At 68.6% G+C, this 20,244-nt stretch carries 20 protein-coding genes; 17 read left to right on the forward strand and 3 right to left on the reverse strand.

Features of this window, described 5'->3' with window-relative positions; genetic code table 11:
- Positions 1-12 precede the first annotated feature (12 nt).
- The 3 genes from ABZY89_RS00610 to ABZY89_RS00620 all read left to right on the forward strand — a co-directional run bounded on the left by ABZY89_RS00610 (position 13) and on the right by ABZY89_RS00620 (position 3,666).
- Positions 13-1,926: an acyl-CoA dehydrogenase gene (locus ABZY89_RS00610; RefSeq protein WP_355223802.1), complete on the forward strand. Its 1,914-nt coding sequence runs from the start codon at positions 13-15 to the stop codon at positions 1,924-1,926.
- A gap of 220 nt (positions 1,927-2,146) precedes the next feature.
- Entirely contained in the window at positions 2,147-3,088 is a 942-nt protein-coding gene (locus tag ABZY89_RS00615; RefSeq protein ID WP_355223804.1) for a type IV toxin-antitoxin system AbiEi family antitoxin domain-containing protein, read from the forward strand.
- Positions 3,089-3,114: 26 nt separating this feature from the next.
- Positions 3,115-3,666: an AAA family ATPase gene (locus tag ABZY89_RS00620; protein ID WP_355223806.1), complete on the forward strand. Its 552-nt coding sequence runs from the start codon at positions 3,115-3,117 to the stop codon at positions 3,664-3,666.
- 127 nt (positions 3,667-3,793) lie between these two features.
- Here ABZY89_RS00620 and ABZY89_RS00625 read toward each other — a convergent pair whose 3' ends face one another.
- Positions 3,794-4,285 (reverse strand): inorganic diphosphatase, encoded by a 492-nt coding sequence (locus ABZY89_RS00625; RefSeq protein WP_355223808.1) that lies wholly within the window; start codon positions 4,283-4,285, stop codon positions 3,794-3,796.
- 86 nt (positions 4,286-4,371) lie between these two features.
- Between ABZY89_RS00625 and dacB the strand changes: the two genes are divergently transcribed.
- From dacB to hpt, 4 genes are all read left to right on the forward strand, one after another.
- Positions 4,372-5,751, forward strand: a complete 1,380-nt coding sequence (gene dacB, locus ABZY89_RS00630; RefSeq protein WP_355223810.1) for a D-alanyl-D-alanine carboxypeptidase/D-alanyl-D-alanine-endopeptidase — start codon at positions 4,372-4,374, stop codon at positions 5,749-5,751.
- Between the two features lie 24 nt (positions 5,752-5,775).
- Positions 5,776-6,825 (forward strand): zinc-dependent metalloprotease, encoded by a 1,050-nt coding sequence (locus ABZY89_RS00635; RefSeq protein WP_355223812.1) that lies wholly within the window; start codon positions 5,776-5,778, stop codon positions 6,823-6,825.
- Positions 6,822-7,799 (forward strand): tRNA lysidine(34) synthetase TilS, encoded by a 978-nt coding sequence (gene tilS / locus ABZY89_RS00640; RefSeq protein WP_355223814.1) that lies wholly within the window; start codon positions 6,822-6,824, stop codon positions 7,797-7,799. The genes ABZY89_RS00635 and tilS overlap by 4 nt, the downstream gene beginning before the upstream one ends.
- 118 nt (positions 7,800-7,917) lie before the next feature.
- Complete coding sequence (gene hpt, locus ABZY89_RS00645; RefSeq protein WP_141801736.1) at positions 7,918-8,469, forward strand: hypoxanthine phosphoribosyltransferase; 552 nt, start codon at positions 7,918-7,920, stop codon at positions 8,467-8,469.
- A 33-nt stretch (positions 8,470-8,502) separates the two neighbouring features.
- On the opposite strand, the gene ABZY89_RS00650 is transcribed toward hpt, so the two are convergent.
- Positions 8,503-9,288, reverse strand: a complete 786-nt coding sequence (locus ABZY89_RS00650; protein WP_355223816.1) for a hypothetical protein — start codon at positions 9,286-9,288, stop codon at positions 8,503-8,505.
- Between the two features lie 159 nt (positions 9,289-9,447).
- Between ABZY89_RS00650 and ftsH the strand changes: the two genes are divergently transcribed.
- Positions 9,448-11,511 carry an ATP-dependent zinc metalloprotease FtsH gene (ftsH, locus tag ABZY89_RS00655; protein ID WP_355223818.1) on the forward strand — a complete coding sequence of 688 codons (2,064 nt, stop codon included), beginning with the start codon at positions 9,448-9,450 and terminating at the stop codon, positions 11,509-11,511.
- A 10-nt stretch (positions 11,512-11,521) separates the two neighbouring features.
- On the forward strand, positions 11,522-12,160 hold the full coding sequence (gene folE / locus ABZY89_RS00660) for a GTP cyclohydrolase I FolE (protein WP_201451186.1): 639 nt from the start codon (positions 11,522-11,524) through the stop codon (positions 12,158-12,160).
- On the opposite strand, the gene ABZY89_RS00665 is transcribed toward folE, so the two are convergent.
- Positions 12,157-13,677, reverse strand: coding sequence for a polysaccharide pyruvyl transferase family protein (locus ABZY89_RS00665; RefSeq protein WP_355223820.1), 1,521 nt, complete (start codon positions 13,675-13,677; stop codon positions 12,157-12,159). The genes folE and ABZY89_RS00665 overlap by 4 nt on opposite strands.
- Before the next feature lie 105 nt (positions 13,678-13,782).
- On the opposite strand from ABZY89_RS00665, the gene folP reads away from it, so the two are divergent.
- The 8 genes from folP (at position 13,783) to ABZY89_RS00705 (ending at position 20,239) form a co-directional block, all read left to right on the forward strand.
- A complete protein-coding gene (gene folP, locus ABZY89_RS00670; RefSeq protein WP_355224078.1) occupies positions 13,783-14,589 on the forward strand; it encodes a dihydropteroate synthase in 807 nt (268 codons plus the stop codon).
- On the forward strand, positions 14,586-14,978 hold the full coding sequence (folB, locus tag ABZY89_RS00675; RefSeq protein ID WP_355223822.1) for a dihydroneopterin aldolase: 393 nt from the start codon (positions 14,586-14,588) through the stop codon (positions 14,976-14,978). The genes folP and folB overlap by 4 nt, the downstream gene beginning before the upstream one ends.
- Positions 14,975-15,541, forward strand: a complete 567-nt coding sequence (gene folK, locus ABZY89_RS00680) for a 2-amino-4-hydroxy-6-hydroxymethyldihydropteridine diphosphokinase (RefSeq protein ID WP_355223824.1) — start codon at positions 14,975-14,977, stop codon at positions 15,539-15,541. The genes folB and folK overlap by 4 nt, the downstream gene beginning before the upstream one ends.
- An 82-nt stretch (positions 15,542-15,623) precedes the next feature.
- Positions 15,624-16,061 (forward strand): DUF3180 domain-containing protein, encoded by a 438-nt coding sequence (locus ABZY89_RS00685; RefSeq protein ID WP_355223826.1) that lies wholly within the window; start codon positions 15,624-15,626, stop codon positions 16,059-16,061.
- A gap of 15 nt (positions 16,062-16,076) precedes the next feature.
- Positions 16,077-16,670, forward strand: a complete 594-nt coding sequence (locus ABZY89_RS00690) for a hypothetical protein (RefSeq protein ID WP_355223828.1) — start codon at positions 16,077-16,079, stop codon at positions 16,668-16,670.
- A gap of 225 nt (positions 16,671-16,895) precedes the next feature.
- A complete protein-coding gene (locus ABZY89_RS00695; RefSeq protein ID WP_355223830.1) occupies positions 16,896-17,576 on the forward strand; it encodes a hypothetical protein in 681 nt (226 codons plus the stop codon).
- Positions 17,567-17,935, forward strand: coding sequence for a hypothetical protein (locus ABZY89_RS00700; RefSeq protein WP_355223831.1), 369 nt, complete (start codon positions 17,567-17,569; stop codon positions 17,933-17,935). Before ABZY89_RS00695 ends, ABZY89_RS00700 begins: the two co-directional genes overlap by 10 nt.
- 9 nt (positions 17,936-17,944) lie before the next feature.
- Positions 17,945-20,239: a glycosyltransferase family 2 protein gene (locus tag ABZY89_RS00705; RefSeq protein ID WP_355223832.1), complete on the forward strand. Its 2,295-nt coding sequence runs from the start codon at positions 17,945-17,947 to the stop codon at positions 20,237-20,239.
- Positions 20,240-20,244 lie beyond the last annotated feature (5 nt).

The following is a 20,244-nucleotide window of genomic DNA, read 5'->3' on the forward strand; positions in this document are numbered from 1 at the left end:
TAAGGTGGCGGTGTGACCGCCATCGATGCAGCCTCATTGACCGCACTTCTCGACGGGCGATACGCGGGAGTCCGGGAGGACGTACGCAAGTCCCTGATCGAGCGCGCCGACTTCCTCGACGAGGTCGAGGAACTGTCCCGGCCCGAGTATCGCGAACGCGTACGGGAGGTGCTCCTCGACGTCTCTGCGACCGGTCTGACCGGGCTCGGGTTCCCGAACGAGTACGGCGGGGGTGGTGACGTCGGCGCCTCCATCGCCGCCTTCGAGGAGATGGCCGGCGGCGACCTGTCGCTGCTGGTGAAATCGGGCGTGCAGTTCGGGCTCTTCGGCGGTGCGATCCTGCAGCTCGGCACCGCCCGGCACCACGATCGCTATCTCGCCGACATCGTCTCCGGGCGCCTGCTCGGCTGCTTCGCGATGACCGAGCATCGCCACGGGTCCAACGTGGCCGCCGTGGGGACCGTGGCCACCTACGACCCGGATGCGCGGGAGTTCGTCATCGAGACGACCCGGGAGGATGCGTACAAGGACTACATCGGCAACGCCGCGGCCCACGGTGAGCTCGCGGTCGTCTTCGCCCAGCTCGTGGTCGGCGGCGAGGAGCGCGGCGTCCATGCTCTTGTGGTGCCGATCCGGGTGGACGGCGCGCCTGCTCCCGGCGTACGGATCGAGGACGACGGACCCAAGATGGGGCTCAACGGCGTCGACAACGGACGACTGTGGTTCACGGGCGTGCGGGTGCCGCGTACGTCCCTCCTGAACCGCTTCGCCGACGTCACCGAGGCCGGCGAGTACGTCTCCGAGATCGAGTCGGCCGGACGGCGCTTCTTCACCATGCTCGGCACGCTCGTGCAGGGACGCGTCTCGGTCGGCGGGGCCGCGATCCGGGCATCGGAGGTCGCACTGACGATCGCTGTCCGCTACGCGCTGCGGCGCCGGCAGTTCGAGACGTCGGCGGACGCCGAGGAGTCGCTGCTCCTCGACTACGGCCAGCACCAGCGCCGGCTGCTGCCGCTGGTCGCGCGGACCTATGCGCTGCGCTTCGCGCAGGAGGTCGTACGCGACGATCTGCACGACGTCTTCTCCGGTATGACGACCTCCGAGCACGCCCGGCGCGAGCTCGAGTCCCGAGCGGCCGGAACCAAGGCCCTGGCGACCTGGCACGCGACCCGGACGATCCAGGAGTGCCGGGAGGCGTGCGGCGGGGCCGGCTATCTGGCCGCCAACCGGTTCGCTGCCCTGAAGGCCGACACCGACGTCTTCACGACCTTCGAGGGCGACAACACGGTGCTGCTGCAGCTGGTCGCCAAGGGGCTGCTCACCGGCTACTCCAGCGAGTTCGAGGAGATGGACCAGCTGGATCTCGTACGCTTCGTCGCCGGTCTCGCCGTCGAGACGGTCCTGGAGCGGACCGCCGTGCACAAGCTGCTCGAGCGGGTCCGCGACGTCGTTCCGGTCGCGGGCGAGCGCGAGCCGGACATCCTCGACTCCGACTACCACCTGGCCATGCTGCGCTTCCGGGAGGAGCACATGCTGGCCGGTGTCGCCCGGCGCCTGCAGTCGGGTGTCAAGGCCGGGCGTGAGCCCGGGGCGGTCTTCTCGACCGTGCAGGACCACGTCATCGGCGTCGCTCACGCGCACGTGGAGCGGCTGATCCACGAGGCGTTCCGGGAGAAGGTCCGTGTGCTCCCCGATGGTCCCGTACGCGACCTGATGAACCTCCTCTGCGACCTCAGCGCCCTCTCGGTCATCGAGGCCGACCGCGCCTGGTTCATGGAGCACGGCCGCCTCTCCTCCGAGCGCTCCAAGGCCATCACCTCCGAGGTCAACCGCCTCTGCCGCGAGCTGCGCCCGGATGCAAGGTTGCTCGTCGACGGCTTCGGTGTGCCGGAGGAGCTGCTGCGGTCGGAGGACCTGATCGGCTGAGGGGGCGGATGCTCACCGAGGTAACTCGGTCGGCTGTCGCTTACTTCGTGGAGCTCCGCGAGGTAAGCGGGCGGCTACTGAGTTACCTCGGTGAGCATCCACCGCCGCGTCGTGCGATGGCGGGCCGCTGACTATCCACAGGTGACGTTGGGGCCCGGGTTATCCACAGCCAGCCGATATCGGGTCGGAAACATCGGTGTGGGGACGAACCCTGGGACGCATGGACCCACTACGAATCATCACCGCCACCGAAGGCTTCTTCACCCGCCGCGAGGCCAAGAACGCCGGCTACGCAGACCGCGAGATCACCGGGGTCGTCCGTCAGGGCGCATGGCACCGCATCCGGCGCGGGGCATACGTGTTCGCCGACGAATGGGCAGCGCTCGACCCGGTTGGACGACATCGCGTGCGTGCCCGAGCCGTGCAGCGTTCGCTGGGCGCCAAGATCGCTCTCAGCCACGTGTCCGGCATGGTCGCTCACGGGATCGACCTCTGGGGTGTGGACCTCGCCAAGGTGCATGTGACCAGGCTCGATGGTGCAGGACGACCGCTCGAGGGAGACGTCGTCCATCACCTGGGTGTCGTCAGGGAGGACGAGATCGAGACGCGCGACGGGCTGCGTACGCTGCCTGCGGTGCGATGCGCGCTGGAGACGAGCCTCCAGGCCAACGATGAGGTCACTCAGTGCCTTCTCGATGCCGGCCTTCGAGCGAAGGCATTCACGAAGGAGGAGCTGATCGCCGAATACAGGCGGATGAACCAGTGGCCCTTCAGCCATCAGCTCGGAGCCGCTGTCGCACACGCTGATCCGCTGTCGGGATCGATCGGGGAGTCGCGATGCCTGTGGCTGTTCCGCGTCGGAGGTCTGCCACGCCCGGAGCTGCAGGTGCCGGTCTACCGCGCTGACGGTTCGCTGGTCGGCATCGTCGACTGGGCCTGGCCCCAGTTCCGGTTGTTCGGCGAGTTCGACGGAAAGGTCAAGTACGGAAAGCTGCTCAGGCCCGGCCAGTCACCCAGCGATGCGCTGTTCGAGGAGAAGCGGCGCGAGGACGAGATCCGAGAGATCACCGACTACCGTTTCGTGCGCTTCACCTGGGACGACCTGGACAGTCCCCGGCAAACGTTGGCTCGGGTCGAGTCCCGGATGCGGGTCGCCAGCTGAACAACGACGGGTGGTTGACTTGCCGCGTGGCCAGGCTGATCCTCATCAACGGAATGCCCGGAGTAGGAAAGTCGACGCTCGCCAGGCGCTTCGCGGCCGACCACCCCGGCACACTGGTGTGTGACATCGATCTGCTGCGTACGTTCATCAGCGGGTGGAGGGACGACTTCATCGGCGCCGGCGCACGGATCAGGCCCGCGGCGCTGGGGCTGATCCGCGGTTACCTCAGCGAGTCCGGCGACGTCGTGCTTCCACAGCTGTTCGCCAGGGTCAGCGAGCTCCGACGTTTCGAGACGGCGGCGCACGACGTCGGCGCCGAGTTCGTCGAGGTCATGCTCGAGACTGTCGAGGACGACGCGCTACGCCGTTTCCACGGACGCGATGACGGCAGCGACCCCTGGCATCCGATCGTGAGAGAAATCGTGGCGGAGTCCGGTGGCGACGAGCACCTCCGTGCGTACGCCGCCAACCTCGCCGAGCTGGTGGCCCAACGCCCCGCGACCAAGGTCGTCTCGACCGTCGCGGGCGAGGTGGACGCGACCTACGACTCCTTGTGCGCCGCGCTGGGTGAATGCTGACCGAGTTACCGCGGTAAACGACCACTTCCCTCGTGGAAGTCCACGAAGGAAGTGACACTCGACCGAGTTACCTCGGTCAACATTCGCGCGCACCCCGACCGAGTTACCTCGGTCAGCAGGCGACGCCTCAGTGAGCGGTGTTCTTGAACCGGTCGATGGACGCGGCGATCTCCGACTCCGCGGCAGCCCTGCCGACCCAGTCCGAGCCCTTGACGGACTTGCCGGGCTCGAGGTCCTTGTAGTGCTCGAAGAAGTGCTTGATCTCGTTGAGCGTCCACTCGTCGACATCCGCGAGGTCCTGGATGTGGTCGAAGCGGGGGTCGCAGGGGACGCAGAGGACCTTCTCGTCCTGGCCCTGCTCGTCCTCCATGACGTACATCGCGACCGGGCGGGCCTCGACCAGCACACCCGGGAAGAGCGGGTAGGGGGTGAGCACCAGCGCGTCGAGCGGGTCACCATCCCCACCGAGGGTGTCCTCGATGTAGCCGTAGTCTGCGGGGTACATCATGGAGGTGAACAGCACGCGGTCGAGTCGAAGCCGGTTCGACTCGTGGTCCACCTCGTACTTGTTGCGGGATCCCTTGGGGACCTCGATCAGTACGTCGAACTCCTGCGTCACTTCTCTGCCTCCAGACAAACCCAAAAACGGAATGCCGGACAGTCTGACACCGATCGGCGTCGGATCCGGCATCGAGGAGGATATCCGTGGAGCCCCAAAGCGCGCCGAAGTGGCCTTCCGAGGAGCCGGAGGAGGGCCGCGGAAAGCTCGTGGTCGTGCTGCCGCTGGTGCTCGCGCTGCTGGTCGGAGTCGCGGCTGCTGCGTACGCCTTGGGGTGGGTCCGCTATGCGCGCGGCAACGTCGCGCCGACCCCTCCGCCGGCCCCGCTGAGCATCGCCGCCGTCAGCCCCGCCGCGGTTGCGGGCGAGCAGACCAGAGCCCCGGGAAAGCCTGATCAGGCCGCGCTGGAGCAGGTGATGCGGGAGATGGTCGGCGACAAGCGGCTCGGGAAGCACCTCAAGGCGGCGATCGCGCCGCTCGAGGGCGCTCCGCTGGTGCGCCACGGCGCCGGGGCCGCGACCCCGGCGAGCGTCACGAAGGTGCTGACCAGCGTGGCGGTGCTGGAGGCGTACGGCCCGGAGCGCCGGTTCGAGACCAGCACCACGCTCCAGGGGAGCACCGTCACCCTCGTCGGTGGAGGTGACGCATCTCTCAGCACCAGCGACCTCGACGACCTCGCCGCGGAGACGGCGCGGGAGCTCGGCACCACCAAGTCGGTGACCCTCGCCTACGACGACAGCCTCTTCGCCGGCCCGACCCTGAGTCCTACCTGGCGACGCACCTATCTGGGTGAGGAGGTCGGCGGGATCACCGCGCTGCTGGTCGACCACGGCGGCTCCCAGTCGTCGGGCTACAGCCGGGATCCGTCCATGCAGGCCGCCGAGCAGTTCAAGAAGGCCCTGGTCAAGCACGGGATCAGGGTCAACGGGGAGCCCGCGCGGGGGACGAAGGCAGGCACCCAGCTGGCCGTACGGCAGGGCGACACCCTGCGCGAGATCGTCGAATACACACTGCAGTACAGCGACAACCAGCTCGCCGAGGTGCTCGCCCGACAGGTCGGGCTCGCGGCGGGCACCCCGACGTTCGACGGCTCCACCGCGGCGATCACGGCCACCCTGAAGGACCTCGGCATCGACACCACCGGCCTGGTCCTCCGCGACGGCTCCGGCCTCTCCCGGCAGAACCTGATCCCGCCGACGCTGCTGGTGAGCACGCTCCAGACGGCCGCCAGCCCCAACCGTCCCGAGCTCGCGCCGGCGATGACGGGACTCCCGGTGGCCGGCTGGGTCGGCTCCCTCTCGCGGCGGTTCAACTTCGACGCCGAGCCGGGTCGCGGCCGCGTCCGTGCGAAGACCGGCACCCTCACCGGCGTCTCCGGGCTCTCCGGCATCGCGGTCGACGCCCGCGGCACGCCGTTCGTCGTCGTACTCATGGCCGACGGGTTCAAGCCAGCACAGACCTTGGACGTACGCGACGCCCTCGATGACGCGATGACGGCGGTCGCGACGTGTCGATGCTCGGCATAGGTCCGGTCGGATACGGTCGTACGCATGACCCATCGTGCTGAGGACCCCGCCCCGTCCGGAGCCGCCATGGTCGACTGGGACCTGGCCGTACGCCTCGGCGCGAAGGTCGCCGGAGATGGCCCGATCGTCTCGCGCAGCGAGGCCCAGCACGCCGTCGAGGAGCTGCGCGCGGACGCCGCCAAGGCGACCGAGTTCGTCCGCGCCTTCACCGGCCTGGACGCGCCCCGCGACACCGCGCCGGTCCTGGTCGTCGACAGAAGGGGCTGGATCCAGGCCAACGCCGACACCTTCGCCCACGTGATCTCGCCGGTGGTCGACCGGATCACCGCGAAGCGCACCCCGGGAGCCCTCACCCAGGCGGTCGGCTCCAAGATCAGCGCGGCCGAGGTCGGCGGCCTGCTCGGCTTCATGTCCTCGAAGATCCTCGGCCAGTTCGACCCGTTCTACGGGCCGTCGGGGCGGCTGCTGCTGGTCGCGCCCAACGCCGTCCACGTCGAGCGCGAGCTCGGGCTGGACCCGACCGACTTCCGGCTGTGGGTCTGCCTCCACGAGGAGACCCACCGGGTCCAGTTCACCGCCAGCCCCTGGATGCGCGACCACCTCTTCGCGCAGATCGAGGGCCTCTCCGAAGCGATGGACCCGGCCTCGATCTTCGACGGCGGTCTGCAGCGGGTCACCGAGGCGCTCAAGGGCAACGGCAGCATCGTGGACGCGTTCGCCAAGCCCGAGCAGAAGGAGATCATCGACCGGGTCACCGGGATGATGTCGCTGCTCGAGGGCCACGCCGACGTGGTCATGGACGACGTCGGCCCCGGCGTGATCCCGAGCGTCACCACGATCCGCAAGGCCTTCAACAAGCGCCGCCAGGGCATCGGCGTACTCGACCGCCTGCTGCGCCGCCTGCTCGGGCTGGAGGCCAAGATGGCCCAGTACCGCGACGGCGCGAAGTTCGTACGCCACGTGGTCGACCGGGTCGGCATGGAGGAGTTCAACGCCGTCTTCGCCGGCCCCGAGAACCTCCCGACCAAGGCCGAGATCGTCGAGCCGGACGCCTGGGTGACCCGGGTCCTGTGAGCCTGCACCCTTCGGTTGCTGCGGTACGCCGCCCTGTCCGCGCCACGCTGGAGCGGCTCGAGCCGGGCGAGAAGGTGATCGTCGCCTGCTCCGGGGGAGCGGACTCGTTGGCGCTGGCCTCGGCCGCGGTCTTCGAGGGTCACAAGCTCGGGCTGCACATCATCGGCACGACCGTCGACCACGGGCTGCAGGACGGCAGCCAGGCGCAGGCCGCGAAGGTCGTCGGCCAGCTAGCCCAGATGGGCGTCGACGAGACCGTGACCGCGACGGTGGAGGTCAAGGCCGACGGTGAGGGGCCCGAGGCCGCGGCGCGCCAGGCCCGCTACGCGGTCCTCGACCAGCTCGCCGAGCGCCTCGGCGCAAGCGTGATCCTGCTCGGCCACACCCGCGACGACCAGGCCGAGACCGTGCTTCTGGGCCTGACCAGGGGCTCGGGCGCGCGCAGCCTCTCCGGGATGCGCGCGGCGTTCGACCGCTATCGACGGCCGCTCCTCGCGACGACCAGGATCGACACGGAGACTGCCTGCCAGGTCGAGGGCCTCGACGTCTGGCAGGACCCGCACAACCGCGACTTCGCCTACACCCGCGCGCGCATCCGCCACCGCGTCCTGCCCACGCTCGAGGAGGACCTCGGCCCTGGGGTCGCCGATGCGCTGGCTCGCACGGCCGAGCAGCTACGTGAGGACGCCGACTTCATCGACGACATCGCCGAGGCGATGCACCGCGAGCTCGGCGGATCCCTCCCGGTCGAGACCCTTGCCGGGTATCCCTCCGCCGTCCGGACCAGGGTCCTCCGGATCGCCGCGATCGAAGCCGGCTGCCCGCCCGCGGAGCTGACCCGTGAGCACGTCTTGGCGATCGACCGGTTGGTCACTGACTGGCGCGGCCAGCGCTGGATCGACCTTCCCGGACACCGTCAGGCCGTACGTCGTGACGGCTCGATCCACATCCGGCCTGCGTCGAGCGCGTCGTAAGGCGGACTTCTCAGGGTATTCCTGCACTTCTCTGGCATTGCAACGCCTGAGAAGTGCAGGGATACCCGGTGAACCGGGTATTCCGCCGCATGCGTCACCACCATCTAGAGTGACGGACATGGACACCGAGTACGTCGGCGACGACCTCGTGAAGACCCTGTTCACCCACGACGAGATCCAGGCGAAGGTCGAAGAGCTGGCCCGCCGGATCGAGAAGGACTACGAGGGTCAGGAGCTGCTGATCGTCGGCGTCCTACGTGGTGCGGTGATGATCATGGCCGACCTCGCGCGCGCCCTGAACCGCCACGTCGAGATGGACTGGATGGCCGTCTCCTCCTACGGCTCCGGCACCAAGTCGTCCGGTGTGGTGAGGATCCTGAAGGACCTCGACACCGACGTCACCGGCAAGCACGTGCTGGTCGTGGACGAGATCATCGACTCCGGCCTGACCCTGACCTGGCTGACATCCAACCTCACCAGCCGCGGCCCGGCGAGCATCGAGATCGCCACCCTGCTCCGCAAGCCCGAGGCGGTCAGCATGCCGGTCGACGTGAAGTACGTCGGCTGGGACATCCCCGACGAGTTCGTGGTCGGCTACGGCCTCGACTTCAACGAGAAGTACCGCAACCTGCGCGACATCTCGACCCTCGCGCCGCACATCTACAGCTGAAGCGGAGCCCGAAGCAATATGCGCAGCTGAGCCTCACTCGGCCGGACGCACGCTGGCGATCACCTTCGCGAGCGCTGCGTCCGGGTTCGAGCCCTCCGCCCCACGGTCGGCGACGACCACGAAGAGCGCCTGGCCCGAGGGTTTGGGGATCGACACCACGGTCACTTCGATGGCGGGCACCGGACACTTCTGGCTGAGCGGTGTGGCGGTGGCGGTCACGGCGGTCGCGGTCGTCCGGCCACCGTCGACCTTGACCTGTCGCCGCTCACCGAGGGATCCGGTCGGGTTGCTGCCGCCGTCGTCCTGAGCGGCCGCCTGGGCCCAGTGCATCGCGGTGGCCTCGATCGAACCCTTGTCGGAGATCGAGCCCGGAGTGACGAAGCCGACCAGGGTGTGCCAGTTGTCGTCGCACCAGTCGTCGCCATAGGTCGCGATGCCGTGCATGAGAGCCGTGACCTCGCCTGCGGGCGACTCGAACCCGGCGAGCGTGTCCGGGCCCGGCTCCCAGTCCGGAGGTACGTCGTAGGTCATCCCGTCCTTGGCCGAGGTCACCGGCTTCCAAGCGCCGTCCGGGACCGGCGCGGGGGCGACCGACGCGGGGGCCGACGCGGGGGCCGACGCGGGGGCCGACGCGGTCGGCGATCCCGTCGGAGGAGCAGGTACGCCACCGGGCTCCTGCGCCACCAGCCGCCAGGCGACCACGCCAGCGGCGATGATGAGGGCGAACACGAGGAAGAGCAGCACCCCGATGATCAACCAGGCAACCCGGCTGTTGGAGCTGCTCCCGGCAGCAGGCGTACCCGTCCCGATCTGGGTCATGTCCACACCCTAGGTCAACGCTCGGCCGGACCCGTGCTTTCGCTGACGGCGGAACCGCTCAGGTGGGTTCGGGCACGATTTGGCGTGTACCGTCGTTCTAAATGACATGCGCGCTGCCCTGCGTGTATGTCTGACCCCGTAAACGGTTGAAAGAAGCCTGTGAAGCGCATATTCAAAGGTCCCTGGCTGTGGATCATCGTGGCAGTGCTCGGTGTGATCCTGGCGCTGCAGTATCTGGCCCCCCGCAACGGCGGCGACGAGATCACCACCAGCCAGCTGACGTCGTACATCCAGGACGACAAGGTCAAGGAGATCACGTTCGTCGACGGCGACCAGGAGATCAAGGCGACCTTGGTCAAGGGCACCCGCGATGGCGGCTCCGAGGTCACGACCTCCTGGGTCGACGGTGACCAAGAAGCGCTCATCGAGATGGTGCGCAAGACCCAGGCCGAGGGTGAGAACCTCAAGAAGTTCAACTCCGAGGTCGCCAAGCCCTCGGTGCTCGGCTCGATCCTGAGCTTCGCTCTGCCGTTCGTGCTGATCATCGTGCTGTTCCTGTTCCTGATGAACTCTGTCCAGGGCGGTGGCGGTCGCGGGGTCATGCAGTTCGCCAAGTCCAAGGCGAAGCTGATCACCAAGGACATGCCGAAGACGACGTTCGCCGACGTCGCCGGTGCTGACGAGGCGGTCGAGGAGCTCCAGGAGATCAAGGAGTTCCTGCAGGAGCCCGCGAAGTTCCAGGCCGTCGGCGCCAAGATCCCCAAGGGCGTGCTGCTCTACGGCCAGCCAGGCACCGGTAAGACCCTGCTCGCGCGCGCCGTCGCGGGCGAGGCCGGCGTGCCGTTCTACTCGATCTCCGGCTCGGACTTCGTCGAGATGTTCGTCGGTGTCGGTGCGAGCCGGGTCCGCGACCTGTTCGAGCAGGCCAAGGAGAACGCTCCCGCCATCGTCTTCATCGACGAGATCGACGCCGTCGGCCGTCACCGCGGCGCCGGCATGGGCGGTGGCCACGATGAGCGTGAGCAGACGCTCAACCAGCTCCTCGTGGAGATGGACGGCTTCGACGTACGCGGCGGGGTCATCCTGATCGCGGCGACCAACCGTCCCGACGTGCTCGACCCGGCGCTGCTGCGCCCGGGCCGCTTCGACCGCCAGATCCAGGTGGACGCTCCCGACCTCGCCGGTCGCGAGAAGATCCTGCAGGTCCACGCCCGCGGCAAGCCGCTGGCCGGCGACATCGACCTCGACTCGGTCGCCCGCCGGACCCCCGGGTTCTCCGGTGCCGACCTGGCCAACGTGCTCAACGAGGCCGCGCTGCTGACCGCTCGCAGCGACCAGAAGCTGATCACCAACAAGGCGCTCGACGAGGCCATCGACCGGGTCATCGCCGGCCCGCAGAAGCGCACGCGTCTGATGAGCGAGCAGGAGAAGCTCATCACCGCCTACCACGAGGGTGGCCACGCGCTGGTCGCCGCGGCCCTGCCGGGCCCGGACGTGGTCCAGAAGATCACGATCCTGCCGCGCGGCAAGGCGCTGGGCTACAACCTGGTGATGCCCGACGACGACCAGTACAGCCAGACGCGATCGGCGATGCTCAACAAGCTGTCCTACATGCTCGGCGGCCGCGCCGCGGAGGAGCTCATCTTCCACGACCCGACCACGGGCGCCGGCAACGACATCGAGAAGGCGACCAACCTCGCCCGCGCGATGGTCACCCAGTTCGGTATGACCGAGCGCCTCGGTGCGATCAAGCTCGGCGAGTCCAACGGGGAGCCGTTCCTGGGCCGCGACATCGGTCACCAGCGCAACTACTCCGAGGAGGTCGCCGCCGTCGTCGACGACGAGACCAAGAAGCTCCTCGCCACCGCGCACCAGGAGGCCTTCGACATCCTCGAGGAGAACCGGGACGTCCTCGACACCCTGGTCCTGGAGCTCCTCGAGAAGGAGACGCTCTCCAAGCACGAGGTCGCCGAGATCTTCGAGCCGCTGCGTCGCCGCGACCCGCGTCCGGCCTGGACCGGCTCCGACACCCGCCGCCCCTCCGACCGCCCGGCGGTCGAGATCCCGCGGTGGATCGTCGAGCGCGACAAGGAGAACCTCGCCAAGGCGATCCGCGCCGCCGGGAAGCAGTCGGGCGCCCAGTCCGGCCCCCAGTCCGCCAACGGTGTCGACGTCGCCAAGCCGGCCGAGGCCGGCTCGCCCGAGGGCACCCCGCCCGCCTGATACTGAAGACATGTCCGACAACTTCGATGACGTAGCGCCCGTCCATGTCCCCGAGCGGGACGTGGCGGACGTACCGGTGTTCGACCAGAAGCGGGCCGAGGCGGCCGTGCGCGAGCTGCTCTATGCGATCGGGGAGGATCCCGATCGTGAAGGGCTGCTCGAGACTCCCGCCCGCGTCGCTCGGGCCTACCAGGAGGTGACCCGCGGGCTGCACCAGACGCCCGAGGAAGTGCTCACCACGACCTTCGACCTCGGCCACGACGAGATGGTCCTAGTCCGTGACATCGAGCTCTGGTCGATGTGCGAGCACCACCTGGTGCCGTTCACCGGTGTCGCCCACGTCGGCTACATCCCGGCCTCCTCCGGCAAGATCACCGGCCTGTCCAAGCTCGCCCGGCTGGTCGACGTCTACGCTAAGCGCCCGCAGGTGCAGGAGCGGCTCACCACCCAGGTGGCCGACGCGCTCATGGAGCTCCTCGAGGCGCGCGGCGTCATCGTGGTGGTCGAGGCCGAGCACCTGTGCATGACGATGCGCGGCGTCAAGAAGGCCGGCGCCCGCACGATCACCAGTGCTGTACGCGGCACGATGCGCTCCAACGCCACCACCCGGGCCGAGGCCATGGCCCTGATCCGGGGCGGGACCCGCTAGCTAGCGGAGCGACGCAACCGGCGACGAACCCGTCGGACGAAGCCGCGCAGGCCCGCTCGTTCCTGGTGGCGAGCGAGGTCTGCGCGCAGCTCGTCGATCAGGGCTCGCTGGCGGTCGAGGCGACCGGCCTGCCGTTCGATCCGGGTCTGCTGCTTGCGCGTGGTCGCCTCGAGGGCTGCGATCCGCTTGGCCTGGCTCTTGGCCGACGCGGTCAGCTTCTTCTCGAGCTCCCGCTCGCGACGCTTGGCGGCGGTGTCGGAGTGCTCGGAGGCGATCTTGAGCGCGTGGATCCGATCCTCGATGCGCCGGATGGCGTCATCGCCCGATCCGCGGAGCGTGGCGACAGGCGCCGCCGGCTCCAGCGCGGCGAGCTCGGCGTCGTACGCCGCACTCGTCTGGCCGGGCTGCGCGACGTTCGCCAGGCCGGCGTCGTCCAGGAACGCGGTCAGCCGCTTCCAGCCGTCGGCGAGGCGGTTGTGGAAGCTGGTGAAATCGGCTGCCTGGTACAGCTCGTCGACCGTGGTCTCGAGCGTGATCGAGTCGAGCATCGTGTAGGGCAGGCCGTGGTAGTCGCACAGCTCCAGCACGCGTGAGTCGTGAGCGACGACCATGGCCGGGGTCCCGGCGAGCACCGCGGCGACGTTGCCGTGGATGCGCGTGCCGAAGGCGAACCGCTGGGTTGCCAGGAACCGCATCCAGGAGCCGGCGTCGAGGAACATCCGGGTCCGGTCCTCGGTGTAGAGCCGGTGGTCGCGGTCGATACCCATCTCGGGCTGACGGTGCCGTCCCCACTGGAGCATCGCGAAGTCGTGGTGGGTCTGGCCGACGTACGTCATCTGCGGATGCCGGTCGGCGAAGGCGTCGACGTACGCCTCGAACCAGGGCGCGGTCAGCGGGCTCATCGAGACGGCGATCGGGTCCTCGTCGGCGATCGGGGTGGAGCGATCGTCGCGGACGGTGAGGTCGGGGCCGTTGAGGTAGATCGACGGACAGCCGATGATCTCGACGTGCTCGTCGCCGTAGCCGAGCCGCCGCAGGTAGGCGGCGGTGATCTCGCCGCGTACGCCGACCTTCGAGGATCGTTCGAGGACGCTGTTCATGAATCGGCGGTGGAGGGCGGCCAGCTCGTCGCCGGGAGCGGTGTCGAGGTCGTCGAGCGAGAGCTGCGCGCCGATGCCGACGATCGTGGTCGGGATCGAGAGCTGCTCGATGAAGGCGGTCAGCCGGGTCAACGGGCGGGTGAACTCCGGCCGGAGGGCGTTGGCCAGCGGCACCACGAAGTGGTCGTACTCGTCGTTGGTCGCCGCGACCTCGTCGGCGGTGAACGCGCGCCGCTCATGGACGAAGCGGTTCGCGACGATCTCGGTTCCGGGCACGCTGAGGAGCCGGTGTGTCGAGTCGGCGAAGAGGAGGTTGCCGACGTTCGTGCCGTAGAACCCGATGCCCCATGCACGCGGGTCGCCCGCCTCGATCACCTCGAACGGGTCCCTTGCTGAGCGGAGCAGGATCTTGGCCACGATGCCTCCCTGGGTAAATGAGATGCCGGGCAGCCTGGCTGAGCGGGCCCGCCTGGTCAAGTCTGCCCTTCCGGCGTCGCCGGATAGGGTCGTGGCGTGCAGGTCATGGGAATCGTCAACGTCACGCCCGACTCGTTCAGCGACGGCGGACGTTTCTTGGCGACCGATGACGCGGTGGCTCACGGTCACGCGCTCCTGGAGCAGGGAGCCGACCTGCTCGACATCGGCGGCGAGTCGACCCGCCCGGGCGCGACCAGACCGCTGGTGGCCGATGAGCTGGCCCGGGTGGTGCCGGTCATCGAGACGCTGGCCGAAGAGGGCGCGACCCTCTCGGTCGACACGATGCGTCCCGAGGTCGCCGAGGCGGCCCTGAAGGCCGGGGCGAAGATCATCAACGACGTCTCGGGCGGCCTGGCCGACCCGGGGATCCTCGAGGTCGCGGCCGACCACGGTGCGACGTACGTCGTGATGCACTGGCGCGCGCACGGCGCGGAGATGCAGCACCAGGACCATCTCGTCTACGCCGACGGCGTGGTCGCCACGGTCAAGGCCGAGCTGGAGCAGCGGATCGAGTCGGCGCGAGCCGCCGGGATCCAGGACGACAACATCGTGGTCGACCCCGGGCTCGGCTTCTCCAAGACGGCCGACGACAACTGGCGGCTGCTGGCGGGCGTGGAGGAGTTCCACAAGCTCGGCTTCCCGGTGCTCATCGGTGCCAGCCGCAAGACCTTCCTCGGCCGCCTGCTGGCCGCCCCCGACGGCACCCTGCGTCCGGTGACCGAGCGTGAGAATGCCCACGATGCGATCACCGTCTTTCTCGCGCAACGCGGTGTGTGGGCCACGCGTGTTCATGACGTACGTGCCGCCAGGGACACCCTCGCGGCGGCAGCGAAGTTGGAGACAATTGGATGAACCACTCGATGAACAGTGTGGAACCCGCGGACGAAATCCAGATCCTCGGTCTGGAGTGCTACGGCCATCACGGAGTCTTCGACTTCGAGCGCCGCGAGGGGCAGAAGTTCATCATCGACCTGGTCATCGGCACCGACTCCCGCAAGGCCGCGGAAACGGACGACTTGCAAGACACCGTGGATTACGGAAGTCTCGCGATGGCGGTCAAAACCAATGTTGAGCGCGACCCGGTGGACCTCATCGAAACGCTTGCCCAGCGGATCGCGGACATTTGCCTTGCAGACATCCGCGCACTTTGGGTACGTGTTACGGTTCACAAACCGGGGGCGCCTATCGAAGCGACGTTCAAAGACGTCACCCTGACGATCACCCGGAGGCAGAGCACGTGACAGAGGTACCCAACCCGTACATCATCGACGCCGACACGCTCACCGGGGAGATGCGGCCGATCCGACGGGCGGTGCTGTCGTTGGGCTCCAATCTCGGGGACCGGTTGGCAAATCTGCAGGACGCGTTGAACACCCTCGCCGAGACCCCGGATGTCTGGGTGACGACGATCTCGCCGGTCTACGAGACCGAGCCGGTCGACTCGCCCGAGGGTGCTGAGCTCTATCTCAACGCCATCGTCCTCGCCGACACCACCCTCACCCCGACGCGACTGCTCGAGCGTGCGCTCACCATCGAGGACGCCTACGGACGCTCGCGCAGCGGCATCTTCAACGAGCCGCGTACGCTCGACATCGACGTCATCTCGGTCGGCGACAAGATCCTCGAGGAGGAGTCGCTGACGCTGCCGCACCCGCGGGCGCACCAGCGGGCCTTCGTGCTCAAGCCGTGGCTCGACCTGGAGCCGAGCGCCGATCTTCCCGGCGTGGGTCCGATCGCCGAGCTGCTGGAGCAGTCCGACCAGTCCGGCATCACCCGCCGCGACGACCTCAGCCTCGAGCTCTGAGCCGGATCTGAGCACAGCACCCGAGGACCCCGACCAGGGTCCTGAGAAGGACCCCGCCGACGACGAGCGCCGGCTCCACCCGATGTCGGGCGGAGCCATCACGGCGTGGGCCGTCATCGGGATCGTAGGTGGCTGGCTGGCTCACCCCGTGCTGGAGTCCTGGCGCGGGGTGGCCCCGGTCGTCACCTGGGCGCAGCCGGTGGTGCTGCTGCTGATCGCGGCGGCACTGGGCGTGACCGCCTGGATCACCCACCGCCAGCTGCAGGTACGCGGCGAGCGCATCGAGGCTCATCAGGCGGTCAACCGGCTGGTGCTCGCCCGCGCCTGCACCCTGGTCGGCGCGCTCCTCGCCGGCGGCTATCTGGGCTACGCGGTGAGCTGGCTGGGCTACGACGCCAACACCGCGGCGGGGGAGCGGCTGGTCCGTTCGGCCCTCGCGGCCGTGGCCGGAACCGCCATCCTCATCGCCGCTCGACTCCTCGAACACGCGTGCCGGGTCCGCAAACGCGATGAAAACTAGCCGTACCGTGGAAGCATGCCTTCCCCATCCGCAACTCCAGTCACACGCAGGCGTCAGCGCAGCACACGCCTGACGGTTGCTGTAGCCCTGCTGGCGCTGGCCGCCATCACGATCACCGCTGCGGTGGCCTCCGGGTCCTGGCTGGTTGTCGTGCTCGCAGCCGTTCTCGGGCTCGCCTGTGGCGCTGCCGCAACCAAGATCACTCACTCCGAGCTTCTCCAGACCCGCCGCGACTGGGCGCGTGACCGGGCCGAGCAGGCCCAGGCCTACCGCGTCGACTCCGAGAAGCGGGCCGAGGAGAACGCCGAGTTCCGCGAGCACATGGATGCCAAGCTCGCCGAGCGCGTCCAGGCTGTCGAGGAGCTCGAGTCCGCTCTGGCCGCCGCTCATCAGCGTGCCGCCGAGGCTGTCCGTCGCCGTGGCGAGGAGGCCCGCCGGGCCGCCCAGGCCGAGATGCGCGGCGAGCAGCTCGAGGCGAGGCTCCAGGCCGTCGAGGCAGACGCTGCCGAGGCGGCCATCCGGGTCGCCGAGCTGGAGTCCGAGCTGGACGCCGTACGTGCCGAGCTCGAGGCCGAGCGTACGAGCTGGACCGGGGCCCAGTCCGCCTGACCAGCGAACGACGCGCAGATGTATGGATGGTGACGAGGCGCCAACAGCGTCATGGCACTTTGCGTCGGCACGCGTGAAAACGCGCTGCGGCGCTCAAATCGATACTCGGGCGGGTAACTGACGGAGGTCTGGCTCGTTATGATTTTTCCGAACGGGTAACGCGCCTGCCGCGTCCGTGCGATCTGTGACGACGCTGCGACAAGGGTCGTTGGAAAGGGGAAGCCGGTGACGTTGATCGCCGAACGGGCAGTCACGGTCACTGAAGGCTTCGCCTACCTACGCGACCTGATGACCACGTACGCCAGGCGAGCGCCGGTGAGGTCGGTCGCGGTGCTCGGGAATGCTCCGCTGGGGCCCAGCGACGACCGGGCGCAGGCCATCGACGACTCGGATCTGGTGATCCGGGTCAACAGCTTCGTGCTGGACGTCCCAGGTGGACCGCGCGCCCAGGGATCACGGGCCGACGTGGTGATCTGGAACCGGATCACCCGCCCGACGCGATTCACCTTCGACCGCTACCGCGAGCGGCTCTACCTCCTCGCCGAACCGATGCGCTTCCATGGCCGCCTCGAGGTGTGGCCGATGTCCTGGCCGCCCGATCTGGGCTTCGTACCCATCCCGAACGGGGAGCTGCTCACCGGCACCGGGGCCGACCTCGACATCCCCTGGCGGACCGAGAAGCTGGCGCCGACCACGGGCTTCACCGCCGCATGGCTGGCGGTCAACCTGTTCCCGGACTCCGACATCCTGCTGTCCGGGTTCTCGTTCGTCGACAACCCCGGGCAGACGGAGTGGACCTACCAGGCCGGCGGCTCCTCGCCCGTGGCGCCGGAGCATCGGATCGAGGCGGAGGCGCGCGTCATGACCGACTGGCTCGAGGAGGAGCGCGTAACCCTATGGCGATGAACCGACTGCGCGACAAGGTCATCAGAAAGGCCGGCTCCGCAGCCGACCTGGACGAGGCTCGAGCCACCATCGAGGAGCTGCGTGCCATCACGGACCGGCAGCGCGTCCGTATCGGTGACCTCGAGCGCGAGCTCGCTCGGGTCAGCCCGCAGGTCGCGGCCCTCGAGGCGCGTCTGGAGACCCTGCGTGACACCGTCGAGCGCGGCAACCTCGCAGCCGGAGCGCCGTCGGACGGCCACGTCGACGCCTCCTCGATCTGGGCCGAGATCCAGCGTCAGCAGGAGCAGGTGCGCGCCCGCATCACCGCGGCCACGCGTTTCGAGGAGCGGTTGCGAAGGCTCGAGGACGGAGCGACTTAAGGTGAGAATGTGCCGCATCCCGCTCTGAGCGTCGTCATCCCGTTCCACAACGTGGAGCCCTTCCTTCAGACGTGCCTGGAGTCGCTTCGCGCCCAGACCTTCTCGGATTTCGAGGTGGTCATGGTCGACGACGCGTCCACCGACGGGTCCGCAACAGTCGCCGACCGGTTCGCGTCGAGCGACTCGCGATTCCGGGTGGTCTCCTCGGAGAAGGTCGGTGTCGGGGTGGCCCGAAACATCGGCATCGAAGCGAGCAGGGGTGACCTGCTCGCGTTCGTCGACGCCGACGACTACGTCCCGGAGTACGCCTACCAGCTCATGACGGACACGTTGGCGCGCTCGGGCTCCGACTTCGTCGCCGGCAACGCCCGCCGTTTCGACTCGGTCTCGGTCTGGCAGTCGTGGTCCCACCGGCGCCCGTTCGTCACCACCCGCATCGCCACGCACTGCAGCCGGACCCACATCCTGGGCATCGATCGCTACATCTGGAACAAGGTCTACCGGCGCGACTTCTGGGACTCCGCCGGCCTCAGCTACCCGGACATGCTCTACGAGGACTACCCGGTCGCCCTCGCCGCGCACATCCGCGCCCGCCAGGTCGACATTCTCGCCGAGCCGATCTACTACTGGCGGCACCGCGACGGTGGCGAGGCCTCGATCACGCAGAGCCACTGGAACCTCGACAACCTCGGCGACCGCGTACGTTCGGCCGAGATGCTGTTCGACATGGTCGAGGAGCAGGCTCCCTACCTGTCCGACCTGGTCAAGTCGCATCTCGCGGCGACGGATGTCCAGGTGCTCGCCCGGTCGATCGAGGACCATCCGGCCGACGAGTCCGGACGCATCTTCGACTTGGCGGAGCGTTACCTGGCGCGCGTCGACGACGCGATCCTCAATCGTCAGGGACCGTTCGAGCGACTCGTGTTCGACCTGCTGAAGCGCCGGCAACGTGACGCGCTCACCACACTGACCCGCTACCGGGGCGAATTCGGGACCCAGGCGCCGCTGGCCCGCCGAAGGGACGGCTGGTACGCCAAGCTCCCGTCCTTCGAGGACGCCGCGGTCGGTGTCCCCGACTCGGTGTTCCGTCTGGCCCCGGCGTACATGAAGGCCAAGGCAGTCGCGACCGAGGCCTGGTGGGACGGATCCCGGGTCGCGGTCCGGGTCAACATCGGCATCAACACCCTCGCACTGGCGCCACGGACACGTTTCAAGGTGTGGCTGGAGAGCCCCGCCGGAGGCCGGGTGCGGGTGGATCATGTCGCCCGTTTGCGGGCGATCCCGTTCGGCCAGGTGGACAGGTCCACGCTCGAGCTGAGCATCGACCCGTCACGACTGGCGGGCGATCGCCAATGGCGCCTCATGATCAGCATCCGCAACCGCGACGTCCGCGACGTGATCCAGGTGACGACGTCGGGAGACGGACGCGAGCGGTGGCAGGGCTGGCGGCGCATCGGCAACCGCTGGTGCCGCCCAGGACGCCTGCCAGGCGGCTTCGGCGTCACCGTTCGCGATCTTCCGGACGCCTGGGTGGATCACACCACCGATCTCGGCGACGAGATCGAGATCAAGGGCGCGTTCCGGGGCGCTCCTCCCGAGCATGCGGAGCTGACCCTCACCGACCGCAGCGGTTCGGTGGTGACTCACCCGTTGACGATCGGCGAGCGGGGCGAGAAGGGCATCACCCCGTGGCGGTTGACGGTGCCGGTCGAGGCTGTCCTCGAGAAGTCCGGCCTGGACATGCCCATGGAGGAGATCGTGCCGACCCGGGTGAAGCTGTCCCGGAAGGGACGTACGTCTCCGCTGCCGGTGCACCCGGACTTCCTCGGGTCTCGATCGCTGATGAAGGGGCGCGCGGTGAACGCCACCCGCGACCCGAACGGTTCCTTCGTCATCACCGCGACGCCCGACCGCCCCGTCGTTCACGACGCCTGGTGGCAGGGTGAGGACCTGATCCTGCGTGGCCCGGACGGTCCCCGGTTGGAGTCCACGGGAGCGGTGCTCCGGACCTGGCCGACCCCGGAGAGGCCCCTCGACGTCTCCCTGGACGTGGCCGACCGTGACGGGGTCTTCCTGATCACCGTGCCTGTGGGCGCTCTGCGCAGCACCGCGGTCGAGCACGATGCGTGCGAGACGTCGCAGTGGTCGTTGCTGGACGGCCGCGAGCACAAGCCGATCGTCGTGGCCCGTGAGCTCTCTGAACGGGTGCCTCAGCCGACCGCTGCGGAGGCGGCGAAGCTCGAGTTCGGCTGGTCGGACGAGATCCACCTGCGGCTCGCGCCGGCCACGCCCACCGAAGCGTGACCGGC

Source organism: Nocardioides sp. NPDC006303 (assembly GCF_040613175.1).
Taxonomy (GTDB): Bacteria; Actinomycetota; Actinomycetes; order Propionibacteriales; family Nocardioidaceae; genus Nocardioides.

Excerpts from the sequence above, each read along its gene's own strand:
- ABZY89_RS00615 (WP_355223804.1), top strand. The coding sequence starts at position 2,147 with ATGGACCCACTACGAATCATCACCGCCACCGAAGGCTTCTTCACCCGC.
- ABZY89_RS00635 (WP_355223812.1), top strand. The coding sequence starts at position 5,776 with ATGACCCATCGTGCTGAGGACCCCGCCCCGTCCGGAGCCGCCATGGTC.
- hpt (WP_141801736.1), top strand. The coding sequence starts at position 7,918 with ATGGACACCGAGTACGTCGGCGACGACCTCGTGAAGACCCTGTTCACC.
- ABZY89_RS00650 (WP_355223816.1), bottom strand. The coding sequence starts at position 9,288 with ATGACCCAGATCGGGACGGGTACGCCTGCTGCCGGGAGCAGCTCCAAC.
- folE (WP_201451186.1), top strand. The coding sequence starts at position 11,522 with ATGTCCGACAACTTCGATGACGTAGCGCCCGTCCATGTCCCCGAGCGG.
- folP (WP_355224078.1), top strand. The coding sequence starts at position 13,783 with ATGGGAATCGTCAACGTCACGCCCGACTCGTTCAGCGACGGCGGACGT.
- folB (WP_355223822.1), top strand. The coding sequence starts at position 14,586 with ATGAACCACTCGATGAACAGTGTGGAACCCGCGGACGAAATCCAGATC.
- ABZY89_RS00685 (WP_355223826.1), top strand. The coding sequence starts at position 15,624 with ATGTCGGGCGGAGCCATCACGGCGTGGGCCGTCATCGGGATCGTAGGT.
- ABZY89_RS00690 (WP_355223828.1), top strand. The coding sequence starts at position 16,077 with ATGCCTTCCCCATCCGCAACTCCAGTCACACGCAGGCGTCAGCGCAGC.
- ABZY89_RS00700 (WP_355223831.1), top strand. The coding sequence starts at position 17,567 with ATGGCGATGAACCGACTGCGCGACAAGGTCATCAGAAAGGCCGGCTCC.